The organism is Mesorhizobium sp. M0998 (assembly GCF_040318885.1).
Lineage (GTDB): Bacteria > Pseudomonadota > Alphaproteobacteria > Rhizobiales > Rhizobiaceae > Mesorhizobium.
In genome coordinates, this window is record NZ_JAMYND010000020.1 from 93,439 (window position 1) to 115,235 (window position 21,797).

Sequence of the window (21,797 nt, forward strand, 5' to 3'; positions counted from 1 at the left end):
GTCACCGACCGTCAAGCCTCAGGACGCGCGAAGGGTGTGTCGCTTTGCCATAACTGTCAAATGCGATCTTTGATGGTTGCTATATCGAGACTGATATGGCTTAGGCTAGTGACGACGCTGCCGGATCCTGCCAGGGCGCTGGGCGTAAGAGTAGGGAAGAATCATGGCAGCGCTGCGAAATCCTGGCGGAATATCAGCCAGTTACGATGAAATCCCGGGTGATGGCGGAACCTTGCTGCGCAGCGGCTTGAGCCTGCGTCACATGCGTATGATCGCAGCCCTCGACGAGCACAGCCGAGTGAGCGCCGCGGCCCAGGTCATGAACATCTCGCAGCCGGCGGCCTCGCGCATGATAGCCGAGATGGAGGCCGTGCTCGACGTCAAGCTCTGCGAAAGGCTGCCGCGCGGCATCACGCTGACACCCTATGGCAAGGCGTTGGCACGGCGCGCGCGATCGATCCTGCTCGAGATGCGTGAGGTCGACCGCGAGATTTTCGAGCTCAAGGCGGGCAAGGGCGGCTCGGTATTCCTGGGCGCGGTGACAGCACCGGCGATCGAGCTGGCGGTGCCGGCGATCCGCGAGATCCGGCGCCTTTATCCGCGCATCGAAATCACCATGCAGGTCGAGACCTCGAACGTCCTGGCACGCGAGCTGATCGCCTCGCGCCACGATTTCATCATCGCCCGCATCCCCGACGACCTCAATCCGCGGCTGTTCGAAGCGCGCGTCATCGGCGTCGAGAAAGCCTGCCTGATCGTGCGCCGCGGCCACCCGCTGACCAAGGGCAAGGCGGTGCGGCTGGAAGACACCGCCGCCTATGACTGGGTTTTCCAGTCGGGCGGCTCGCCGCTGCGCCAGGCGATGGAAAGCAACTTTTTGAACCGCAACATCGCGCTGCCGGACCGCATCCTCAACACCAGCTCGCTGCTATTGACTCTGGTCATGGTCGCGCAATCCGACGCCATTGCGCCGGTTTCGATCCAGGTCGCGAAGTTCATCCAGAACCCCGAAGGCCTGGCCGGCGCCATCGATGTTGTCCAGACTGAATTCGACATCGAGGTCAGGCCCTACAGCCTGATCACGGTGAAGAACCGCGCGCTGTCACCGGCAGCCAAGATGCTGCACGACTTTATTCTGCGGGAGGTGGGATAAGGGCTGGAGCGGCAAGCGGAGCGCATCCCGTGGCCGGCCAGACGACCAGACAGGCCCGCCAGCAGCGGCGCCGATGCACGTCGGCCACTACTGCCTGATGCTCAAAAAAGGCCCGCCAGCAGAAGCCAGCGGACCAAGGGTAGACTTTCCGGTTGGGGTCATTCGAGGCCCCGCCGACCCTCAATGTGAGATATTCCACGAACTGGCACATCGGCCAAACAGATGAAAGACGGCCAGCCCGGGCTGTAAAACTGCCTATAAATCCGCTGGTTTTCAGCTTGGCCAGAACAAGTGCAATGCACCGGGGGGCAAAAGCTGGAGCGGGTAGCGGGAATCGAACCCGCGCGTTCAGCTTGGGAAGCTGACAAGCTACCATTACATCATACCCGCGCTGGTTCCTCCGATATCATGGCCCGGCGCCGATGCGCAATCCGGTTTGAGGGCTCGGCTTGATGCAGGGCTATCAACTGCGTATTTCTAGGCATGTGCCCGAATCGCGGCACCCGACTGTGGAGACAGGCTTGTCCGCACTGAACCGCTTTCTCGGCGATACGCCGCTCCGGGTGATCCTGAAGCTGCTTGTGGTGTCGTTCCTCGTCGGGCTGGTCATGAATGCCTTCGGCTGGTCGCCGATGGATGTGCTTTATGGCATTCGCAAATTCTTCATCGACCTGTGGAATTTGGGCTTCCACGCCATCGACCGCTTTCTCGGCTACATCCTGCTCGGTGCCGCGATCGTCGTGCCGGCCTTCATCCTGCTCAGGATCGCTAACTACCGGAAGTGAATTTTCAGGCGTAGCCCGCCGCCACCTCGAACAGGATGGCATGCCGTGCAGCAAGTGCTGCGACATCCGTCGAATAGCCGCCGCCGATAACGCCGCATACCGGTATGCCAAGCGTGCGGAAATGGCGGATCACCATATCGTCGCGGGCGCGCAGCCCGTCATCCGTGAGCGACAACCTGCCGAGCCGGTCCTCGACATGGACATCGACGCCGGCATTGTAGAAGACGAGGTCCCAGCGCCTTCGCGCCGACAGCTCCGGCAGGATGGCGTCCAGCCGCTCCAGATAGGCTGCATCGCCGGCGTCGTCGGGCAGGGCGACATCGAGATCGGAGGCGATCTTGCGCGCGGGGTAGTTGCGGTCGCCATGCATGGAGAAGGTAAACACGCGCGGCTCGTCGTTCAGGATATCCGCCGTGCCGTCGCCCTGATGCACGTCGAGGTCGACGACCAGGATGTTTTGGACAGCAGCTTCGGCGAGCAGCACCAGCGCGGCAACGGCTACGTCGTTGAAGGTGCAGAAGCCGGCGCCTTGCGCGCGCCGTGCATGATGGCTGCCGCCGGCGGTGTTGCAGGCGATGCCGTTCAGCAACGCCAGCCGCGCCGCCAGCACCGTGCCGGCCGTTGCGAGCTGCGCCCTCAGCGAAACCCGCGGTCCGACGGGAAAGCCGATCTCGCGCTCGATCGCCACCAGCACTTTGCAGGCAAGCACCTGGTCGACATAGTCTGCCGCGTGGGCAAGCTTCAGCCATGATGGCCGCGCCGCCTCCGGCTTGTTGAGCGCTTCGGGACGTGCCAGGCCGCGTGCCCGCAACGCATCCATCAGCAGCGGATATTTGCTCATCGGGAAGCGGTGGTTGACGGCGAAGCCGGCGTCATAGTCGGGATGATGAACGATCTGCAAGGGCATGGGGCGGCCGGTGCGCCAGAGGCGGATTTCGGTTGACCATAACGGGGTGGATGGTTGCGCGAGGTCCGCAAACTGGGGCACATCGGCTGGCCGATCAAGCCGCAACAGGAAGCAACACGCGTTTGGAGCAGGCTTTACCCACCGAAGCCCACGCCACCGAAGCCGGGGCCTTCGTCGTCACCAACCGCTCGGTGCTCGCCATCGCCGTGCCGATGACGCTTGCCTATCTGACGACGCCGCTGCTCGGAATTGTCGACACGGCGGTGGTTGGGCAGTTCGGCGACGCCGCCCTTCTCGGCGGCCTGGCGGCCGGCGCCCTGATCTTCGATGTCGTCTTCACCACCTTCAATTTCCTGCGCTCCGGCACCACCGGCCTCGTCGCCCAGGCCTTCGGGCGCGGCGATGCGCTGGAGGAGCAGGCGGTGTTCTGGCGCGCCGTGCTGATCGCGGTCGTCGCCGGCGTCGTGCTTGCCGCGCTTGCGCCGCTGGTCTCCACCGCCGGGCAATGGTTCATAGGCGCCGAACCGCGCGTCAGCGCGGCGATGGACGTCTATATCCGCATCAGGATGCTCGCGGCACCGTTCTCGCTGATCAATTACGCCATCCTCGGTTACGTGCTTGGGCGCGGCGAGGGCGGGCTCGGGCTGATGCTGCAGTTGATGCTGAACGGCATCAACATCGTCCTCTGCTTCCTGCTTGGCCTGGAGCTCGGCTGGGGCGTTGCCGGCGTTGCCTGGGCAACGGTCACCGGCGAATTCGTCGCCATGCTGCTTGGTCTCGCCATTGTCGGCCGGCGCTTTTGGGCGGCGCCCAGGCTGCCGCGCCACCGCGTCCTCGATCTGCCGGCATTCCTGCGCATGATGTCGCTCAATCGCGATATCATGATCCGCTCCTTTTCGCTGCTCGCCGCCTTCGCGCTGTTCACGCGCCAGGGCGCACAATTCGGCACTCTGACGCTGGCCGCCAACGCCGTGCTGATGAACCTCTTTCTGGTTGCCGGCTATTTCCTCGATGGTTTCGCCACCGCTGCCGAACAGCTCGCCGGGCGCGCCATCGGCGCCCGTGCCGCCACGGCGTTTGATCAGGCGGTGCGTCTGACGCTGCTTTGGGGGCTCGGTCTGGCCGGCGCGGCGACGCTCTTCTTCCTGCTGGAGGGCACGGATCTGATCGCCCTGATCACGACCTCGACGGACGTCCGCGCCATTGCCGACATCTACCTGCCCTGGGCGGCGTTCACCGCGCTCAGCGGCGTGCTGGCTTTCCAGATGGACGGTGTCTTCATCGGCGCAACATGGTCGCGCGACATGCGCAACATGATGCTGTTGTCATTCCTGGCGTTCAGCGCCGCGCTGCTGATCCTGGCGCCGGCCTTCGGTAATCACGGCTTGTGGGCGGCGTTGCATGTCTTCCTGCTGGTACGCGGCTTCAGCCTGCTCGCCATATTGCGGCTGCGGGTGCGCACAGCCTTTAACTGATCGCTAAAGCGGTTTCGCCGCCCAGTGATCGAGGCGGCTGTCGCGAAGCTCGCACAGCGACTTCAGCCCTTGATTGTCCATGAAACGGGCCATGCCGGAAAGAATGCGCCCCGGCAGCGCGGGCCCGGCATAGATCATGCCGGTATAGAGCTGGACGAGATCGGCGCCGGCACGGATCTTTTCCAGCGCCGTCTCGGCGGAATCGACGCCGCCGACGCCGATGATAGTGGGATCCGGGCCAAGCAGTTTTCGCATCCTTGCCAGCACGATAGTCGAGCGCTCGAACAAGGGTTTCCCCGAAAGCCCGCCGGTCTCGCCGGCAAGGCCGGCGCTGCTCAGGCCGGCTCGCGCGATCGTTGTGTTGGAGACGATGACGCCGTCCATTTGCTTGTCGCTGATCTCGGCAGCGATGTCCTCAAGCTCGGCCTCGACCAGATCCGGCGCGATCTTGAGGAACACGGGCGGTTTTGCCGGTGCCGCCGCACGCGCGGCCATGACCCGCGACAGGAGCTCGCCAAGCTGTTCGCGCGCCTGCATGTTGCGCAGGCCCGGCGTGTTCGGCGAGGAGATATTGATTGTCAGATAGCCGGCGTATCGCGCGAATCGGATCACGCCGCGCTCATAATCACTGACGCGGTCGGCGCTGTCCTTGTTGGCGCCGATGTTGATGCCGATGATGCCGGGGCGGCCTTTTCGGGCGGCAAGACGCTTCTCTGCGGCGGCGTGGCCTTCATTGTTGAAGCCCAGCCGGTTGATCACCGCCCCGTCCGAAGGCAGCCGGAAGATGCGCGGCTTCGGATTGCCCGTCTGCGGCAGCGGCGTGATCGTGCCGACCTCGGCGAAGCCGAAGCCGAGGCCGAGCAGCGCGTCCGGCACTTCGGCATTCTTGTCGTAACCCGCGGCCATGCCGAGCGGGTTCGGGAAATCCAGCCCGCAACGGCTGACCTTTAACCTGTTGTCGTGCGGCGGACGACCGGCGACCGGCAGCCCGCATCTCAGCGCGGCAATCGACAGCCCATGCGCGGTTTCCGGATCGAGCGTAAACAGCAGTTTCTGGCCGATCCGGTCGAACGCGCTCATTCGGCCTCCAGCGCCGGGAATTCATGCCGGCCGTCAGCGCCGAGCGGCAATGCCTGCACCGAAACGACCGCATCGAGGCCGAGCCCGCCATAGAGATGCGGGAACAGGGCGCCGCCGCGCGAGACCTCATATTTCAGCGCATCGCCGAGGCGCGCGCTATCGACGGCGACCAGCAGCAACCGGCTTTGGCCGGCGAAATGTTTGGCCGCCGTTTCCCGAACCTGCCCGGCGGTAGAAAAATGGATGAAGCCGTCGGCGACGTCGATCGGCGCGCCGGTGAAGCCGCCTTCTCTTTCAGCCTCGCGCCACAGCGCCTCGGGAACTATCTTGTAGATGATCTCGGACATCGTTGCGCTATAGTCCGAACCGACCACGCGGGGAAGGGCAGGCCCGTGTTCTTCCCCATTTCAGGTTCATCCCCATTTCAGGCGCAAACTGTGATAGATTGCGCTGACTGGCTCATGGAGGAAAACATGCGTCTGAAACACGTCTTGATCCCCGCAGCAGTGGTGTCGCTTGTCGCGGCGTCGGCCTTTTCCGAGGAAGCCGATCGCTACCGGTTGGAGAAATCGGCCAATGGCTATGTCCGCATGGATACGCAAACCGGCGCCATGTCGCTCTGCGAGGAACGCTCCGGCCAGCTCGTATGCAAGACGGCGGCCGACGAACGTGCCGCCCTCCAGGATGAGGTCGACCGGCTGCAAAATTCGGTGAAGGCGCTCGACGAGCGCGTCGCCAAGCTCGAAAATTCGCTTGCCGCGCGTTTCGAATCGACTTTGCCCAGCGAGGAGGATTTCAACAAGACGATGGGCTACATGGAGCGCTTCCTGCGCAGCTTCATGGACATCGTCAAGGACATGGACAGGGACGAAGACGGCGCCAAGCCCAATTCGCAAAAGACCTAGGCAATTCGCAAAAAGACCTGGGGCGGGAATAGCAAGCCGGCCACGCCGAACAGCAGGCGTAGCGTTATGATCGTTCAGATCCTGCAAGGCGGAAAATCGCCAACGGGATTCGGGGAGGGATATCACCGTTGGGCTACACATTCGTCATTGCCGACGATCATCCGCTTTTTCGCGGTGCATTGAGGGAGGCACTCGCGGGCATCGGAGACGTTGCCGCCATTCACGAGGCCGGCGATTTCGAAAGCGCCAAGGCGCTGGTCCTGGCCAATGAGGACGTCGATCTGGTGCTACTCGATCTCTCGATGCCGGGGGCAAGCGGCCTTTCCGGCCTGATTTCGTTGCGCGGCATCCATCCGGCGGTGCCGATGATGGTGGTCTCGGCGCATGACGACCCGGTGACGATCCGGCGCGCGCTCGATCTCGGCGCCTCCGGCTTCATCTCCAAATCGGCCAGCATGGAGGAGATCCGCAATGCTGTGCAGTCGGTGCTCGCAGGTGATATCGCGGCACCCGCCGGGGTCGATCTCGGCGTCGAGCGCGATCCTGAGATTTCCGACCTGATCAAGCGGCTGCAGGCGCTGACCCCACAGCAGACGCGCGTGCTCGGCATGCTGGCTGAGGGACTGCTCAACAAGCAGATCGCCTATGAACTCGGGGTCTCCGAAGCGACGATCAAAGCGCATGTCTCGGCTATCCTGCAGAAGCTCGGGGTCGACAGCCGCACGCAGGCGGTCATCCTTTTGTCCAAAATCGGCAGCGACCCGGTTCAGGCGGCCGGCTGATTCCTATTCGGCCGCCGGCGCCAGCGGCCTGACCCTGGCCATCATCGAGCGCAGCATCGCCGGTTTCAGTGGTTTGCTGATCACCGGCACGTCGAGCCTGCCGGCAGCGCCGCGAACCTCGCTGGAGCGGTCGGCGGTGACCAGCACGGCCGGCAGGTCCTCGCCATGGATCGCACGCAACTGGGCGATCAATTCGAGGCCGGTCCTGTTGTCGAGATGATAGTCGGCAAGCACGATGTCCGGCCGATGCATGCCGGACCTGTCGAGATCCTCCGCGCCGGAAAGCGTGTCGACGCTGCAGCCCCAACCCTCGAGCAGGAGCCGCATGCCGTCGAGGATGCGGGCGTCGTTGTCGATGCAGAGCACATTGAGCCCGGCAAGCGAGGCCGCTGCACGGGCAGGCGGCTTCGCCTCCGCCTCACGCCGCGGTGCCTGCACGGCCGCCACCGGCAGCAACACGGAAAAGCGTGTGCCCTTGCCTGGGTTGGAGAAGATCCGGATTTCGAGGCGCAGGACGCGGGCGATGCGGTCGACAATGGAGAGCCCAAGGCCGAGGCCTTCCGCCTCGCGTGCGCCCTCGTCGAGCCGGGTGAATTCGCGAAACACGGTGTTGAGCTTGTCGCCGGCAATGCCGATGCCGGTGTCGATAACCTGGATCTCGGCCAATTCGCCGCGCCGCCGCACGCCGACCAGGATGCGGCCATGGCGCGTGTATTTAATGGCGTTTGAGACCAGGTTCTGGATCAGCCGGCGCAGCAGATTGCGGTCCGTCATGACGCTGAGCGACGACGGCATGATCGAGAGTTCGAGCTTCTTTTCGGCGGCAAGCGGCCGGAAGTCGTTGCCGATCTGGCGCAGCAGCCCGTCGAGGCCGAAGCTCGTATCGTCCGGCTTCATCGCGCCGGCATCGAGGCGCGAAATGTCGAGCACCGCGCCGAGGATGGTCTCGACCGATTCCAGCGACGATTCGATGTTCATCGCCGCCTTGCCGGCAGGTCCCTTGCCAGTCTTCTCGATCAGTGACGAGCAATAGAGGCGGGCGGCGTTCAGCGGCTGCAGGATGTCGTGGCCGGCGGCAGCGAGGAAGCGGGTCTTGCCGAGATTGGCCTCCTCGGCCAGCATCTGCGCCTGCGCCAGCTCCTCATTGACGCGGGTGAGCTCGGCGGTGCGGCTCTTCACTCGCTGTTCCAGGGATTCGTTGGCGCGCTTCAGCGCCAGATCCTGCTCGACGCGTCCAGAGATGTCGGCGTAGGTGGCGACGATGCCGCCGTCCGGCATCGGATTGGAGCGCAATTCCAGGATGCGCCCGCTGGTCTTCAGCTCCATCTGCCATGGGCTGACGAAGCTGGTCAGGCGGTTGAGCATGGTGACGCGCTGGTCTGCCGGTATGTCACCGCGCTCGGCAAGGTGGCGCAGGATACGATCGAGTGAGACGCCGACCTGGCCCATCTCGTCGGGCAGGTCGAACAGCGCCCGGTACTGGCGGTTCCAGCAAATCAACCGGAAATCGCGGTCGAAGACAGTGATGCCCTGTTCCATCTGGTCGAGTGCGATCTGCAGCAGATCGCGATTGTGCTGCAGCGCCTCCGTGGCGTCGTCGAGCAGGCGGAAGGCGTCCTTGGATTCGCGGTCGTTGCGGCGCAGCAGTAGCGACAGGATCAGCCGCGCCGAAGAGGAGCCGACGGCACTGGCCAGAAGCTGCTCGGAGAAGCGGATGACATCCATGCTGGCCTGTTCGTTGCCGTGCAGTGAAGTGCCGCCGCTCTTTTCGAACGACTGAAATGACCGCTCGGTGCGTTCGACACCGAGATAGCGCGCGATCGTGTCCTTGAGGTCGTTGACGGTTATGGTGGTGCGGAAGCGGCGCAGGCTCGGCAGCGGCCCCGCCTCGCGCGGCACGAAGATCGATGCCTGGATGCGTTCCAGCGGCACGGAGGCGCGCGACAGCGAGCCGAACACAAAAAAAATCGTGTTGATCGACAGGCTCCACAGCACGCCATGGTTCAGCGGCTCGGCGACGGTGCCGAAAAGCGCTTGCGGCCGCAATGCATCGAAGCCGAACAGGCCGTGGACGAGGATGCCGGTATCGGGCGCGACGAGCGAGGGAAGCAGCAGCGTATAGCTCCAGACGACGATGCCGGCGACCATGCCAAGTGCGGCACCCCTTCCGTTGGCGCCGCGCCAGATCAGGCCGCCGATCATTGCCGGCGCGAACTGCGCGATCGCGGCGAACGACATCAGGCCGATCGAGGACAGCCGCGCGCTATTGGTGCTCTCGCGGTAGTAGAGAAAGGCGATGAACAGCATGATGAAGATCGCCGCCCGGCGTACATTGAGGATGAGCGTCGACCAGTCCTCGTTCTCGGATGTCGTGGTCCGCAGCAGCCGGCGCACGAACAGCGGAATGACCAGGTCGTTGGAGATCATGATCGACAGCGCGACGCTTTCGACGATCACCATTGCGGTCGCCGCCGACAGCCCGCCGATGAAGGCGGCCATGGCCAGCACGTCGTGGCCGCTGAACAGCGGCAGCGACAGCACGTAAAGGTCGCTGCTGGTCCTGGGGCCGACCAGTTCCAGGCCGGCCAGCGCGATCGGCAGCACGAACAGGTTGATTGCCACCAGATAGAGCGGAAACACCCATGTCGCGGTGCGCAGCTCGGCCTCGCTGCGGTTCTCGACGATGGTGACATAGAACTGGCGCGGCAGCATCAGGATGGCAAAGCCGCTCAGGCATGTCAGCACCAGCCAGGTGGCGAGCGAGGTGTTGTAGCCCATCGCCTGGCGCACCTGCGTGTTTTCGGCGAGCCGGTCGAACATGTCGCCTGGCCCACCGAAGATCAGGAACATGACCATCAGGCCGATTGCCAGGAAGGCGGCGAGCTTGACCACGGTTTCGACTGCCACCGCCAGCACCAGCCCGTCCTGGTGCTCGGTGGCATCGGCGTGGCGCGTGCCGAACAGCACCGCAAACAGCGCCAGCAGCATGGCAACGACCAGCGAGATGTCGCTGACGAACGGATCGAACGACGGCGGCGAGCCGGTATAGTGCTCGACCATCAGGCTGACCGAGCCCGAGATCGCCTTCAATTGCAGCGCCATATAGGGCACCGCGCCGATGGTCGCGATCAGTGTGGCGATCGCCGCGACAGCGAAGCTCTTGCCGTAGCGGGCACCGAGAAAGTCGGCGACCGAGGTGATCTTCTCGGTCTTGGCCAGCCTGACGATGCGCTGCAGCAGCGGAAAGCCGAACACGAACACCAGCACCGGTCCGATATAGATGCCGAGGAACTCCAGGCCGCGCTCGGAGGACAGCCCGACCGAGCCGAAGAAGGTCCAGGAGGTGCAGTAGATGGCGAGGCTGAGCGCATAGATAAAGGGCCGGGCGCGGCCAGGCCCGGATGAAGTCGAGCGCCGGTCGCCCAGGCTGGCGATAGCAAACAGCAACGTCACATAGGCGATCGCGATGATGACGATGAACCAGCCCTGCACGGCTCGAACTTCCTCCCTGCGCCGATTTTTCATCCGGCCTTGCAGACGCAATCACAGCTTGGCCACCGAGTCCATCGCGGCTTTCGGCGCATTATGGCCGCGGCTTCGCGCAATCCAGGCCGGGGAAACACGTCTTTGCGCCTGTCGCAACCGCAGGTTTTTGCTATTCTGCCCGCCGGTCGATGCCGAGGCGTGGACGGCAGCACGGCCGGTCAGGACAAGGAGGGTCGAATGCTGAAAGAATTTCAGGAATTCATTTCCAGGGGCAATGTGATGGACCTGGCCGTCGCCGTCATCATCGGCGCTGCCTTCAGCAAGATCGTCGATTCGCTGGTCAACGACATCATCATGCCGATTATCGGGGCGATTTTCGGCGGACTGGACTTCAACAACTACTTTCTGCCCTTGTCTTCAGCCGTCAACGCCACATCGCTGGCCGACGCAAAGAAGCAGGGCGCGGTCTTCGCCTATGGCAGCTTCATCACCGTGGCGCTGAATTTTCTCATTCTCGCCTTCATCATCTTCCTGATGGTCAAAGCGGTGAACAATCTGCGCCAGCGGCTGGAGCGCGAGAAACCGGCCGCCCCGGTTGCCCCGCCGCCGGCCGATGTCGCGCTGCTCACCGAAATTCGCGATCTCCTCGCCAGAAAGTAGTGCCTGCGGTAACTTTCTGGACCAAAACCCCGGTCGCCTGCGGCCGGGGTTTTCTGTTTTCGTCCGCCCTGAAACACGCTAGCAGTCGAGCAAACGAAAACGGACCCATCCATGACCCTGATCGATACTCTGCGCGCCGAAGCGCGGGCGGCGCCTGAAAGCGGCATTGTCGCCGTCATGAACCGTGGCCGCGGCCGCGACGGCATGATCCCGCTCTGGGCTGGCGAGGGCGACCTGCCGACGCCTGCCTTCATCACCGATGCAGCCGCCAAGGCACTCGCCGGCGGCGAGACCTTCTACACCTGGCAGCGGGGCATTCCCGAACTCAGGCAGGCGCTCGCCCGCTACTACACCAGGCATTTCGGCAAGACTTTCGCCAACGAGGAATTCATCGTCACCGGCTCCGGCATGCATGCCATCCAGATGGCCATCGATGCGGTGGCCGGCAAGGGCGACGAACTCGTCTACCTGTCGCCGGCATGGCCGAACTTCGCCGCCGCCGCCGGCATCGCGGGCGCCGTTCCAGTCGCGGTCACGCTCGATCAGTCGGGCAATGGCTGGTCCTGCGATGTCGACAAGATCGCAGCCGCGATCACGCCACGGACCAAGGCGCTGTTCGTCAACACGCCGTCCAACCCGACCGGCTGGACCGCCGACAAGGAGACGCTGCAGGCGATCCTCGATCTTGCCCGCGAAAGGGGCCTGTGGATCGTCGCCGACGAGATTTATTCGCTGTTTCATTACGGCCACGGCCGGGCGGCGTCCTTCATCGACATCATGGCCGATGAGGACCGCATCCTGTTCGTCAATTCCTTCTCCAAGAATTGGGCGATGACCGGCTGGCGCATCGGCTGGATCAAGATTCATCCCGCCTTGCAGCAGGTGTTCGAGAACCTGGTCCAGTATTCGACGTCCGGCGTTGCGCAGTTCATGCAGCGCGGCGCCGTCGTTGCCCTCGATGAGGGCGACGCCTTCATCGTCGAGCAGGTGGAGCGGGCGAGGGCGGCGCGCGACCTGGTGTGCGGCATTCTCGCCGAAACCGGCAGGGCGCGGTTCACCGTGCCGCAGGGCGCATTCTATCTGTTCTTCGCGGTCGACGGCATCACCGATTCCCGCGCCGCGGCCTTCGACATGGTCGACCGCGCCAATGTCGGCCTGGCTCCCGGCACCGCCTTCGGCCCCGGCGGCGAATCCTTTCTCAGGCTATGCTTCCACCGCCGTCTCGACCAGCTCGAGGAAGCCGCGCACCGGCTGGCGAAATGGATGAAGAATATGTGAGCTGCCTCGAAGCCCCGAGTTCAAACTCGCTCCGGCGAGTCAGCTGGCGTGGGTTTCGAGAACCGGAGCGCAGCGGACATTTGGGTCCGTGAGCACCGGAAGCGCAGAAAGCCGCGTCAGATGGCCGCCGGAGTAGAGTTTCAAACGGGCTTCAGCCGCCCGACTTCGGCACCAGCAACGGAATGACGCGGTCGCTGTTGGCGACCGACGGTCGGCCCGCCGAACCGTAGGGAATCCCCAACGCATCCCATGTCTCGACCAGCGCGTCCTGCAGGGACGCAATCAACGCGTCCGAATGGAACGGTGTCGGCGTGATGCGCAGCCGCTCGGTGCCGCGCGGCACTGTCGGGTAGTTGATCGGCTGGATGTAGATGCCGTGCACACCGAGCAGGCGGTCGCTGGCCATCTTGCAGAGCTCGGGATCGCCGACCAGAAGGGGCACGATGTGGGTAGGCGACTCCATCACTGGCAGGCCGGCCGCGGCCAGCACTTGCTTGGTCCGCGTCGCCTGACGCAGCTGCGCATCGCGCTCGGCCTGCGAGCGCTTGAGATGGCGGATCGAGGTGGTTGCCGCGGCAGCGATCGCCGGCGGCAACGCCGTGGTGAAGATGAAGCCCGGCGCATAGGAGCGCACCGCGTCGATCACGGCGCTGGTGCCGGCGATGTAGCCGCCAAGCGTGCCGAACGCCTTGGCCAGCGTGCCCTCGATGATGTCGATGCGGTCGGCCAGCCCTTCGCGCTCGGTGATGCCGCCGCCGCGCGGCCCGTACATGCCGACGGCGTGGACCTCGTCGATGTAGGTCATGGCGTTGTAGCGCTCGGCGAGATCGACGATCTGCTTGATCGGCGCGATGTCGCCGTCCATCGAATAGACGCTCTCGAAGACAATCAGCTTGGCGCGCTCGCGGCCGGCCGTCTGCAGCAGGCTTTCGAGATGCGCGACATCGTTATGGCGGAAGATCTTCTTCTCGGCGCCTGAGCGCCGCACGCCCTCGATCATCGAAGCGTGGTTGAGCTCGTCCGAGATGATCAGGCAATTGGGAAGCAGCTTTGCAATGGTCGAGATCGACGCCTCGTTGGAAACGAAGCCGGAGGTGAAAACCAGTGCCGCTTCCTTGTCGTGCAGGTCGGCAAGCTCCAGTTCGAGCTCGACCAGCGGGTTGCTGGTGCCGGAGATGTTGCGGGTGCCGCCGGCCCCCGACCCCATCTTGCCTGCCGCCTTCTGGAACGCGGCAATGACGTCGGGATGCTGGCCCATGCCGAGATAGTCGTTGGAGCACCAGACGGTGATTTCCTCGGCGCGGCCATTGGCGCGCCAGATGGCGCGTGGGAATTTCCCGACGATACGCTCAAGGTCGGCGAAGACGCGATAGCGACGCTCCGCATGGAGCTGGTCGATCGCCTCCTCGAAAAACCGCTGATAATTCATGTCGCCTTCCCAGTTTTGCGCGGGATCATAGTCATTGGCCCATTCGTCGTCCACCTGGCCTTTTTGGTCAAAATGCCACGCCCCGAGCCTGTTCCTAACGACCACGGAACGTGGCCTATTCCCTTGATGTGGATCAATCTTGTTTCAGGACAATGCCACGCGCCGATGAGACCGGTTACCGCAGGTTTTAATGGCCTGGCGGCAGATTTTCCAGTACGGCGACGATTGAGACAGTTCCGATAAATCATGAATAGCGAGGATGCGGATGACGGTTTTGGTGACAGGCGGTGCCGGCTATATCGGTAGCCATATGGTCTGGGAATTGCTGGACACGGGCGACAGCGTCGTCGTCCTCGACCGGCTTTCTACCGGCTTTGAATGGGCGGTGGCCCCGGAAGCAAAGCTCGTCGTCGGCGACGTCGCCGACAGGGAACTGGTCGCCTCGATCATTCGCGACAATAAGATCGACGCGATCATCCATTTCGCCGGCTCGATCGTGGTCCCCGAATCGGTCGCTGACCCGCTTGCCTATTACGAGAACAATACCTGCAAGACGCGCACCTTGATCGAGACTGCGGTGCGCGAAGGCGTGCCCAATTTTATCTTTTCCTCGACCGCCGCCGTCTACGGCGGCGCCGGCCTGGAGCCGGTGCGCGAGGATGCCCGGCTTGCGCCGGAATCGCCCTATGGCCTGTCCAAGCTGATGAGCGAATGGATGCTGCGCGACGCGGCGATTGCCCATGGGTTGCGCTATACGGCGCTGCGCTATTTCAACGTCGCCGGCGCCGATCCGAAGGGCCGCACCGGCCAGTCGACGCCCGGTGCCACGCATCTGATCAAGGTCGCCTGCGAGACGGCGCTCGGCAAGCGCCCCTTCATGCAGGTGTTCGGCACCGACTATCCGACGCCGGACGGCACCTGCATGCGCGACTATATCCACGTCAGCGACCTGGCGGCGGCGCATCGGCTGGCGCTTCAGCGGCTGCGTGCCGGCGGATCGAGCCTGGTCGCCAATTGTGGTTACAACCACGGCTATTCGGTGCTCGAGGTCATCGACAGCGTCCGTCGCGTCTTCGGCCATGATTTCGACGTACGGATGGGCGATCGCCGCGCCGGCGACGCCGCCGCGGTCGTCGCCAATTCGGAGCTGGCGCGCGGCGAACTCGGCTGGACCCCGCAGCGCGACAACCTCGACCAGATCGTTGCCGATGCGCTTGCCTGGGAGCGCATCCTGACCAGCAAGAATTCGGCTCTGGGGTGAAGTGGGCTCTCCGCAAAGGTTGGTTCAGCGCGCTGGGGGCGGAATGAAAATCCTGGTGCTTGGGGCCGGCGTCGTCGGTACGGCGGCGGCCTATTATCTGGCCAGCGCCGGCCATGAGGTGATAGTGATCGAGCGCCATCCGGCGGCGGCACGCGGCACCAGCCGGTCGAATGCCGGCCTGGTGTCGCCCGGGGATGCCACCGCCTGGGCCTCGCCCGCCGCGCTGAAGACGTTCCTGCGCGGCCTCTACAACCACGATCTCGGCATCAAGGTGCGGCTGCGCTTCGATCCGTATTTTTTCGCCTGGAGCCTGCGCTTCCTGCGCCAGTGCACGCATAAGCGCATGCGCGCCAACACCGACGTCAAGCTGCGTCTGGCGCTCTATTCGCGCGACTGCATCAACGCCGTCTCCGCCGAAACCGGCATCCACTATGACGAGCGCAAGAAAGGCATTCTGTATTTCTTCCGCTCGCAGCAGAGCTTTGATACCGGCACCGACAATTATCGTTATCTCGGCGAACACGGCCTGCCGATCGAGATCGTCGGCCGCGACCGGCTGGTCGAGCTCGAGCCCGGCCTTGCCGGCGCCAAGGACAAGATAGCCGGCGGCGTCTATTCGCCGATCGACCAGACCGGCGACTCCAGCCAATTCACGCAGAACCTCGCTGCCTATGCCGCCGAGAAACTCGGCGTCCAATTCCTCTACGGCACCACGGTCGAAGGCCTCGACATCGACGGCGACCGGGTGCGCGCCGTGATGACCTCGGCCGGCCCGGTGGCGGGTGACGCAGTGGTCATTTCCATGGGGCCGGAGAGCGGTCTGCTCGGCCGCCGCTACGGCATCGATCTGCCCGTCTATCCCGTGAAGGGCTATACCGTGACTGTTCCGCTGGAAGATGAAAGCAAGGGGCCGATCATGGGTGGCGCCGACGAGGACCGGCTGATCGGCTATTCCAGGCTGGGAAATCGGCTGCGGATGTCCTCGACGGCGGAGTTCACCGGGTTCGACCGCACGTTCAAGCCACGCGATTTCAACTCGATCCTGAACACCGCCAAGGACCTGTTCCCCGGCGCTTTCGACGAGAGCAAGGCCGAGCTCTGGGCTGGACTTCGCCCGATGATGCCGAACTCTGTGCCGGTCATCGGCCGGGCGCGGTACGACAATCTCTACCTCGACACCGGCCACGGTCATCTCGGCTGGACCATGGCCTGCGGCTCGGGAAAGTTCCTTGCCGATGTGGTCGCCGGCCGCAAGCCGGAGATCGATCCGCAAGGATTGCTCTATGCGGGCTAGGCATCTCCGGACATCAGGGCGCCATGAGCTCGGCGGTCAGGCTCGTTCGTCGACCGCTGAACGCCAGGAGCGCACGTAACTTGTCCAGAGTGGATCGGCCGACGGTTCGGTCCTTTCGCCTCTGCCTTGCGGTGTCCCCTGGTCCGATGCCAGCAAGGCGGCGCCGATGCTGGTACCAGTCGCAGCCTCGGAGGCAATGACGGCGCGCGCCGCCGCCGCAGCCAGCATGCGGGTGAACAGCCGGTTGCGGGCGAAGGGTCCTTCGACGATGGTTGGACCGTCCGCGCCGATCAGGTCGAGGCAGGTCGCGGTCATCAGCGCCAGGTAGAACGAGATGGTGACAAAGCGCTGGCCGACACTCATACCGTCCGCGTTAAGCCATGATGCGGTATGATGCGGAAACGGGCCCGAACCCTGTTGGGTCGAGGGCAATAGGGACGTCTTGCGCGCCAGCACCGTGGCAACATCGTCTTCCGTCCAGTTCTCCGATTGGCCCTCGGTCAGCACGGAAAACTCGCGGCCACCCATGAAGCGCGCCGACGGCACGGGATCGCCGAGCGCGTTGACATTGACCAGCGTATCGCGGGCCGGGTCGAGCGCGATCTTGTTGCCGCCAACCGCCATCGACACCACCCAGGTGCCGGTCGAGACCACGGAGAAAGGCGGTCGGTCGGACAGGAGATGTGGCAGCAGCGAGGCGTTGGAATCGTGCAGGCCGCAAAACACCGGCGTTTGCGGGTCGAGCCCGGTCCGTGTCGCAAGCGCGGGCAGGATCGGGCCCAAGCGGTCCTTGGCCTGCCGCACCGGCGCCATTAGCCGGCGCCATTGCAGCCGGTCGACCAGCGACGAAAAATCCGCTTTCCACGGGTTCCACAGATCGGTGTGGCAGCCGAGCGAAGTCACCTCGCTGGCGGCGACGCCGGTCAGGCGCAAGGCCCAGTATTGCGGATACATCAGGATCGCGGCGGTTCTGGCGAAATCCGCCGGAAAGCGCTTCTGCTGCCAGAACAGCTGCGCGCCGAGATTGAGGCCGGCCAGCAGGCGCGGCGTGCCGGTCTCGGAGAACGCCGGACGGATCGTGTCATAGTCCCCGGCAAGGGCATCCGGACCGTCGAATTCGTAGTCGAGCACCGGCAGCGCCAGCTCGCCTGATGCGTCGACCAGCACGGACGTTGCGCCATGGGTGGTGATCGATATCGCATCGATGCGCTGCTCGCGATCGATCTCGGCTAGGCTGCCAAGGATAAACGCCCATAACCGCTCGACGTCATGGTGCGGGTATGGGCCTTGCCGAACCGGCTCGTTCACCATCCTGCGCAGCGTGACTTCGCTTGCTGCGGCAAGATCGACCAGCGCCACCTTGGCGTTGGTCTTGCCGATATCGATGACGGCGACGTGGCGGGTCATTCCATATGGAACATTGTTTCCAGCGGCACCGCCACCGGCTCGTTGTTCGGCTTGGTCTCCATGATGTCCGCCATCTCGGCCCACCAACGCTGCATCACCGGATGCTTCGGCAATTCGTCCATGCCGTGGTCGTCACGGCGCCACAGCACGCCGAACAAGGTGTTGGTCCCTTCGTCGAGATGGATCGAGTAATCGGAGATACCGGCCTGCTTGAGCAGCGCGACCAGCGACGGCCAGATGTCGTCGTGGCGCTTCTTGTATTCGGCCTTCATGCCCGGATTGAGCTTCATCTTGAACGCGTATTTCTCCGGCATCAGGCAAAGCGCTCCCGCCGTACTCGCCGCCACAGGATCGGCAGCGCGATGACGATGATCAGCAGCAGGCCGATGAAGATCGACATAACAATCCCTGGCACATTGAGCAGGCCGAGGCCGAAGGTCACCAGCCCCATGATGAAGGCCGCGAGCACCACGCCCACTATGCTGCCGGCCCCGCCCAGGATGCTGACGCCACCAAGCACCACCATGGTGATGACTTCCAGCTCGTAGCCCTGCGCGATCGACGGCCGGGTCGAGCCGAGCCGCGATGTGATCAGCACTGAGGCGATGCCCGCCATCAGGCCGGTCAGGCAAAACAGGATGAATTTGATACGGCCGACGCGTACGCCGGAAAACTGCGCCGCGACCGGGTTGTTACCGATGGCAAAGACCCGGCGGCCGAAGCTCGTCCGGTGCAGAAGGAACCAGTAGACGACTGCCGCGACCAGTAAAAGCGTCAGTTCGAACGACACCACCCACCAGACATAGCCCTGGCCGAAGAAGGCGAAGCTCGCGGGATAGCCCTTGTAGGCCTGGTCGCCGAGGATGATGAAGGCAATGCCGCGAAATAGGCTCATCGTGCCGATGGTGACGACGATCGACGGCAAGCCGAGCCTGGTGACGAGCAGTCCGTTGAAGGCGCCGCAGCCGAGCCCGACGACGAGGCCGATTGCCACCAGTTCAGGCATGCCGGCGCCGGCCTGCACCGCCATGCCCATCATTGTTGACGCCAGCGCGATGATGGCGGCCACCGACAGGTCGATTTCGCCGGAGATGATCAGCAGCGCCATGGCCAGCGCGATCAGCGCCTTTTCCGTGAAGTTGAAGGTCAGGTCCGACAACGACCACGCGTCGAGGAAGTAGGGCGAGGCAAAGCTGTTGACGGCAAAGATGGCAACCGCCACGACGACCAGCAGCGCCTCCCATGAGAAGATCGCCGACGTCAGCGGCTTGTCGAGCCGATCGGGAATGTGGCGTGGGGCAGGGGTGTCGGTCATGCCGCTTCCGCTTTCTTGAGGATGATGCGGCCTTGCCGGCGTTCGCCGCGCGCGTTGAGCACCACGGCCAGGATGATGGCGCTGCCTGAAATCGCCATCTGCCAGAAAGGTGAGATGTTGATGACCGGCAGCGCGTTGGAGATGATGCCGAGGAACAGCGCGCCGAGCACCGCGCCGCCGACCGAACCGATGCCGCCGGCGATCGAGATGCCGCCGATGACGCAGGCGGCGATGATGTTGAGCTCATAGCCGTTGGCGACCTCGACCGAGGCGATGACGTAGCGCGAAATCCACAGATAGCCGCAGAGGCCGCCGATCATCCCCGAGATGCAGAAGACGATGAATTTCGTCCGGCCGACATCGATGCCGGCATAGACCGATGCGGTCGGGTTGACGCCGATGGCATAGATCGAGCGGCCGAGCGCGGTGCGCGTCATCACGAGGAAAAACAATGCAATGACCAGCAGGGCGATCCACGACAGTACCGGAATGCCGAGGAAAGCCGCACGCTGCAGGCCGATGAACTCAGCGCTCATCTGGTCGGCGTTGACCCAGGCGCCGCCTGAAATAACGAACGTGGCGCCGCGGTAGATGGTGAGGGTGCCGAGCGTTACCACGATCGAGGGAATGTTCAGCCGCCATACCAGCAGGCCGTTGATGGCGCCGAGCACCAGGCCGACCAGCAGTGCGATGACGATCAGCAGCGGGATCGGGATCGCCGGATGCGCGGCGTTCAGCATTGCCACCACCATGCCGGTGAAGCAGAGATTTGAAGCCATCGACAGGTCGATCGAGCGGGTCAGGATGACGACCATCTGGCCGAGCGCCAGGATCATCAGGATCGACGTGTCGTTGAACACCTGGCGCAGGTTGGCCGGATCGGCAAAACCTGGAAACCGCGTGGAGATCAGCCCGATCAGCACGACGATTGCCGCCAGCAGCCAGACCTCGCGGTGTTTGAGAAGAGCCTTCATGCCGCGATCCCCGCTGCCGTCCTGACCAAGGTTTCGGCGTCGAGCCCTTTATTGTCGTAGACCGCGGCAATGCGGCCCTCGCGCATAACGACGACGCGGTCCGACATGCCGAGGATTTCCGGCAATTCGGACGACACCATGATCACCGACAGGCCTTGCGCGACGAGCTCGGCCATGAAGCCGTGCACGGCCGCCTTCGAGCCGATGTCGATGCCCTTGGTCGGCTCGTCCAGGATGATCACCTTGGGCGCGGTCGCCAGCCATTTGGCGATGACGATCTTCTGCTGGTTGCCGCCCGACAGCGTGCCGACGTCCTGGCTGAGCGAGGAGGCGCGCAGATCGAGCCGCTCGGTGTAGGAGCGGGCCAGCGCGAACTCTTCGGCCAGCCGCAATATGCCGGACTTGGATGTCCGTTTGAGCGAGGGCAGCGAGACATTCTGGAAGATCGGCAGGCCGATCACCACGCCTTGCTTGCCGCGCTCCTCCGGCACATAGACGATGCCGGCGTCGATCGAATCCGCCGCCGATTTCGGCGCGATTGCCTTACCCTCCAGCGTGATCGTGCCGCCGCTGGTGCGGGTGATGCCTGATATCGCCTGCATCACCTCGCTGCGCCCGGCGCCGACAAGGCCGTAGAAGCCGAGGATTTCGCCCCTGTGCAGCTCGAAGCCTATGTCGTCGAACTCGGTCGGGTGCGACAGGCCGGAGACGGCCAGCACCGGCGCGCCGATCTCGGCCTTGCGCTGCGGAAAGATGTGATCGACCGAGCGGCCGACCATCATGCGCACGATCTGGCTCTGGCCGGCGTCCTTGATCAGGCCTTCGCCGACCATCTCGCCGTCGCGGAACACGGTATAGCGGTCGGCGATGTGGTAGATCTCATCGAATTTGTGGCTGATGAACAGGATCGCCTTGCCGTCGCTCTTGAGGAATTCGATCAGCAGGAAAAGCTCTTCGATCTCCTTCATCGAAAGCGCTGCCGTCGGCTCGTCCATGATGACGATCCGCGCGTCGATGGACATGGCGCGGGCAACCGCGACTAGGTGCTTGTTGGCAATGCCGAGATCCTTCAGCCTGGCGTCGGCGTCGATATGGCCGGCGCCCATCGTGTCGAGCACCTCGCGGGCATTCTTGCGCATGGTGCGCCAGTCGATGGTTTTGAAACGCGTGCGCGGCGCATGGCCGAGGAAGATGTTTTCGGCCACCGTCAGGTCGTCGAACAGCACGGTTTCCTGGTGGATGGCGGTGATGCCATGCCCGAACGCGGCGTGGGCGCTGGGCAGTGTGACCGGCTGGCCGTCGATGCTGATCGTGCCAGCATCCGGCTGGTAGATGCCGGTCATGATCTTGACCAGCGTCGACTTGCCGGCGCCGTTTTCGCCGATCAGCGCGGTTACCTGGCCGGGATAGAGCGACAGGCCGACATTGTGCAGCGCCCGCACGCCGGGAAAGCTTTTCGAGATGCCGGACAGCGTCAGGCGCGGTCCGGATGACAAAGGCGCTTCATGTGCCACTTCGTGCTGGGCTGTCGTGTCCATAATCGTATCAAGCCCTGTAGCAAGGTTCGTTTGAAAGTGCGGCGGAACCTGAGCCCCGCCGCACCGTT

19 protein-coding genes and 1 tRNA gene are annotated in these 21,797 nt (G+C 63.9%); 9 read left to right on the forward strand and 11 right to left on the reverse strand.

Going from position 1 to position 21,797, the window contains the following annotated elements:
• The first annotated feature begins 163 nt into the window (after positions 1-163).
• A complete protein-coding gene (locus tag NKH59_RS19895; protein ID WP_352685289.1) occupies positions 164-1,153 on the forward strand; it encodes a LysR family transcriptional regulator in 990 nt (329 codons plus the stop codon).
• 316 nt (positions 1,154-1,469) lie between these two features.
• On the opposite strand, the gene NKH59_RS19900 is transcribed toward NKH59_RS19895, so the two are convergent.
• Positions 1,470-1,543, reverse strand: a tRNA-Gly gene (locus NKH59_RS19900).
• A 131-nt stretch (positions 1,544-1,674) separates the two neighbouring features.
• Between NKH59_RS19900 and NKH59_RS19905 the strand changes: the two genes are divergently transcribed.
• Positions 1,675-1,938, forward strand: a complete 264-nt coding sequence (locus tag NKH59_RS19905) for a DUF6460 domain-containing protein (protein ID WP_023677362.1) — start codon at positions 1,675-1,677, stop codon at positions 1,936-1,938.
• A gap of 4 nt (positions 1,939-1,942) precedes the next feature.
• Here NKH59_RS19905 and NKH59_RS19910 read toward each other — a convergent pair whose 3' ends face one another.
• A complete protein-coding gene (locus tag NKH59_RS19910; protein WP_353022805.1) occupies positions 1,943-2,845 on the reverse strand; it encodes a histone deacetylase family protein in 903 nt (300 codons plus the stop codon).
• 50 nt (positions 2,846-2,895) lie between these two features.
• Between NKH59_RS19910 and NKH59_RS19915 the strand changes: the two genes are divergently transcribed.
• Positions 2,896-4,320 (forward strand): MATE family efflux transporter, encoded by a 1,425-nt coding sequence (locus NKH59_RS19915; protein WP_352685317.1) that lies wholly within the window; start codon positions 2,896-2,898, stop codon positions 4,318-4,320.
• Between the two features lie 3 nt (positions 4,321-4,323).
• Here NKH59_RS19915 and NKH59_RS19920 read toward each other — a convergent pair whose 3' ends face one another.
• Together NKH59_RS19920 and NKH59_RS19925 are read right to left on the reverse strand one after the other, a co-directional pair.
• Positions 4,324-5,400, reverse strand: coding sequence for a quinone-dependent dihydroorotate dehydrogenase (locus NKH59_RS19920; RefSeq protein WP_352541314.1), 1,077 nt, complete (start codon positions 5,398-5,400; stop codon positions 4,324-4,326).
• A complete protein-coding gene (locus NKH59_RS19925; protein ID WP_023677366.1) occupies positions 5,397-5,747 on the reverse strand; it encodes a DUF952 domain-containing protein in 351 nt (116 codons plus the stop codon). The genes NKH59_RS19920 and NKH59_RS19925 overlap by 4 nt, the downstream gene beginning before the upstream one ends.
• Before the next feature lie 126 nt (positions 5,748-5,873).
• On the opposite strand from NKH59_RS19925, the gene NKH59_RS19930 reads away from it, so the two are divergent.
• Complete coding sequence (locus tag NKH59_RS19930) at positions 5,874-6,305, forward strand: hypothetical protein (RefSeq protein WP_353022806.1); 432 nt, start codon at positions 5,874-5,876, stop codon at positions 6,303-6,305.
• A gap of 119 nt (positions 6,306-6,424) precedes the next feature.
• A complete protein-coding gene (locus NKH59_RS19935; RefSeq protein ID WP_502893818.1) occupies positions 6,425-7,087 on the forward strand; it encodes a response regulator in 663 nt (220 codons plus the stop codon).
• A gap of 3 nt (positions 7,088-7,090) precedes the next feature.
• Here NKH59_RS19935 and NKH59_RS19940 read toward each other — a convergent pair whose 3' ends face one another.
• Positions 7,091-10,579, reverse strand: a complete 3,489-nt coding sequence (locus NKH59_RS19940) for a PAS domain-containing hybrid sensor histidine kinase/response regulator (protein ID WP_353022807.1) — start codon at positions 10,577-10,579, stop codon at positions 7,091-7,093.
• A 231-nt stretch (positions 10,580-10,810) separates the two neighbouring features.
• Between NKH59_RS19940 and mscL the strand changes: the two genes are divergently transcribed.
• Both mscL and NKH59_RS19950 read left to right on the forward strand, forming a co-directional pair.
• Positions 10,811-11,233, forward strand: a complete 423-nt coding sequence (gene mscL / locus NKH59_RS19945; RefSeq protein ID WP_352577002.1) for a large conductance mechanosensitive channel protein MscL — start codon at positions 10,811-10,813, stop codon at positions 11,231-11,233.
• A 111-nt stretch (positions 11,234-11,344) separates the two neighbouring features.
• The gene (locus NKH59_RS19950; protein ID WP_353022809.1) at positions 11,345-12,511 is read left to right on the forward strand and encodes a pyridoxal phosphate-dependent aminotransferase; all 1,167 of its coding nucleotides are present in this window, start codon (positions 11,345-11,347) and stop codon (positions 12,509-12,511) included.
• Positions 12,512-12,662: 151 nt separating this feature from the next.
• Here NKH59_RS19950 and hemA read toward each other — a convergent pair whose 3' ends face one another.
• Positions 12,663-13,940 (reverse strand): 5-aminolevulinate synthase, encoded by a 1,278-nt coding sequence (hemA, locus tag NKH59_RS19955; RefSeq protein ID WP_353022824.1) that lies wholly within the window; start codon positions 13,938-13,940, stop codon positions 12,663-12,665.
• A 265-nt stretch (positions 13,941-14,205) separates the two neighbouring features.
• Here hemA and galE point away from each other — a divergent pair, with 265 nt between their 5' ends.
• Both galE and NKH59_RS19965 read left to right on the forward strand, forming a co-directional pair.
• The gene (gene galE, locus NKH59_RS19960; RefSeq protein ID WP_353022810.1) at positions 14,206-15,201 is read left to right on the forward strand and encodes a UDP-glucose 4-epimerase GalE; all 996 of its coding nucleotides are present in this window, start codon (positions 14,206-14,208) and stop codon (positions 15,199-15,201) included.
• 43 nt (positions 15,202-15,244) lie between these two features.
• Positions 15,245-16,495 (forward strand): D-amino acid dehydrogenase, encoded by a 1,251-nt coding sequence (locus tag NKH59_RS19965; protein ID WP_353022811.1) that lies wholly within the window; start codon positions 15,245-15,247, stop codon positions 16,493-16,495.
• 36 nt (positions 16,496-16,531) lie between these two features.
• On the opposite strand, the gene NKH59_RS19970 is transcribed toward NKH59_RS19965, so the two are convergent.
• Genes NKH59_RS19970 through NKH59_RS19990 form a run of 5 tightly spaced genes read right to left on the reverse strand, consistent with a single transcriptional unit; the run spans position 16,532 to position 21,729 of the window.
• Positions 16,532-17,902 carry an FGGY-family carbohydrate kinase gene (locus tag NKH59_RS19970; protein WP_353022813.1) on the reverse strand — a complete coding sequence of 457 codons (1,371 nt, stop codon included), beginning with the start codon at positions 17,900-17,902 and terminating at the stop codon, positions 16,532-16,534.
• Positions 17,899-18,216 (reverse strand): L-rhamnose mutarotase, encoded by a 318-nt coding sequence (gene rhaM / locus NKH59_RS19975; protein ID WP_353022815.1) that lies wholly within the window; start codon positions 18,214-18,216, stop codon positions 17,899-17,901. The genes NKH59_RS19970 and rhaM overlap by 4 nt, the downstream gene beginning before the upstream one ends.
• The gene (locus NKH59_RS19980; protein ID WP_353022817.1) at positions 18,216-19,217 is read right to left on the reverse strand and encodes an ABC transporter permease; all 1,002 of its coding nucleotides are present in this window, start codon (positions 19,215-19,217) and stop codon (positions 18,216-18,218) included. The genes rhaM and NKH59_RS19980 overlap by 1 nt, the downstream gene beginning before the upstream one ends.
• A complete protein-coding gene (locus NKH59_RS19985) occupies positions 19,214-20,191 on the reverse strand; it encodes an ABC transporter permease (protein WP_352613932.1) in 978 nt (325 codons plus the stop codon). Before NKH59_RS19985 ends, NKH59_RS19980 begins: the two co-directional genes overlap by 4 nt.
• The gene (locus NKH59_RS19990) at positions 20,188-21,729 is read right to left on the reverse strand and encodes a sugar ABC transporter ATP-binding protein (protein ID WP_352685301.1); all 1,542 of its coding nucleotides are present in this window, start codon (positions 21,727-21,729) and stop codon (positions 20,188-20,190) included. The genes NKH59_RS19985 and NKH59_RS19990 overlap by 4 nt, the downstream gene beginning before the upstream one ends.
• Positions 21,730-21,797 lie beyond the last annotated feature (68 nt).

Bases quoted from the DNA above. Each gene is read 5' to 3' on its own strand.
- NKH59_RS19915 (WP_352685317.1), top strand. From the start codon at position 2,896: ATGGTTGCGCGAGGTCCGCAAACTGGGGCACATCGGCTGGCCGATCAA.
- mscL (WP_352577002.1), top strand. From the start codon at position 10,811: ATGCTGAAAGAATTTCAGGAATTCATTTCCAGGGGCAATGTGATGGAC.
- NKH59_RS19990 (WP_352685301.1), bottom strand. From the start codon at position 21,729: ATGGACACGACAGCCCAGCACGAAGTGGCACATGAAGCGCCTTTGTCA.
- NKH59_RS19970 (WP_353022813.1), bottom strand. From the start codon at position 17,902: ATGACCCGCCACGTCGCCGTCATCGATATCGGCAAGACCAACGCCAAG.
- hemA (WP_353022824.1), bottom strand. From the start codon at position 13,940: ATGAATTATCAGCGGTTTTTCGAGGAGGCGATCGACCAGCTCCATGCG.
- NKH59_RS19950 (WP_353022809.1), top strand. From the start codon at position 11,345: ATGACCCTGATCGATACTCTGCGCGCCGAAGCGCGGGCGGCGCCTGAA.
- NKH59_RS19980 (WP_353022817.1), bottom strand. From the start codon at position 19,217: ATGACCGACACCCCTGCCCCACGCCACATTCCCGATCGGCTCGACAAG.
- NKH59_RS19895 (WP_352685289.1), top strand. From the start codon at position 164: ATGGCAGCGCTGCGAAATCCTGGCGGAATATCAGCCAGTTACGATGAA.
- NKH59_RS19910 (WP_353022805.1), bottom strand. From the start codon at position 2,845: ATGCCCTTGCAGATCGTTCATCATCCCGACTATGACGCCGGCTTCGCC.
- NKH59_RS19985 (WP_352613932.1), bottom strand. From the start codon at position 20,191: ATGAAGGCTCTTCTCAAACACCGCGAGGTCTGGCTGCTGGCGGCAATC.
- NKH59_RS19920 (WP_352541314.1), bottom strand. From the start codon at position 5,400: ATGAGCGCGTTCGACCGGATCGGCCAGAAACTGCTGTTTACGCTCGAT.
- NKH59_RS19930 (WP_353022806.1), top strand. From the start codon at position 5,874: ATGCGTCTGAAACACGTCTTGATCCCCGCAGCAGTGGTGTCGCTTGTC.
- NKH59_RS19965 (WP_353022811.1), top strand. From the start codon at position 15,245: ATGAAAATCCTGGTGCTTGGGGCCGGCGTCGTCGGTACGGCGGCGGCC.
- galE (WP_353022810.1), top strand. From the start codon at position 14,206: ATGACGGTTTTGGTGACAGGCGGTGCCGGCTATATCGGTAGCCATATG.
- rhaM (WP_353022815.1), bottom strand. From the start codon at position 18,216: ATGCCGGAGAAATACGCGTTCAAGATGAAGCTCAATCCGGGCATGAAG.
- NKH59_RS19925 (WP_023677366.1), bottom strand. From the start codon at position 5,747: ATGTCCGAGATCATCTACAAGATAGTTCCCGAGGCGCTGTGGCGCGAG.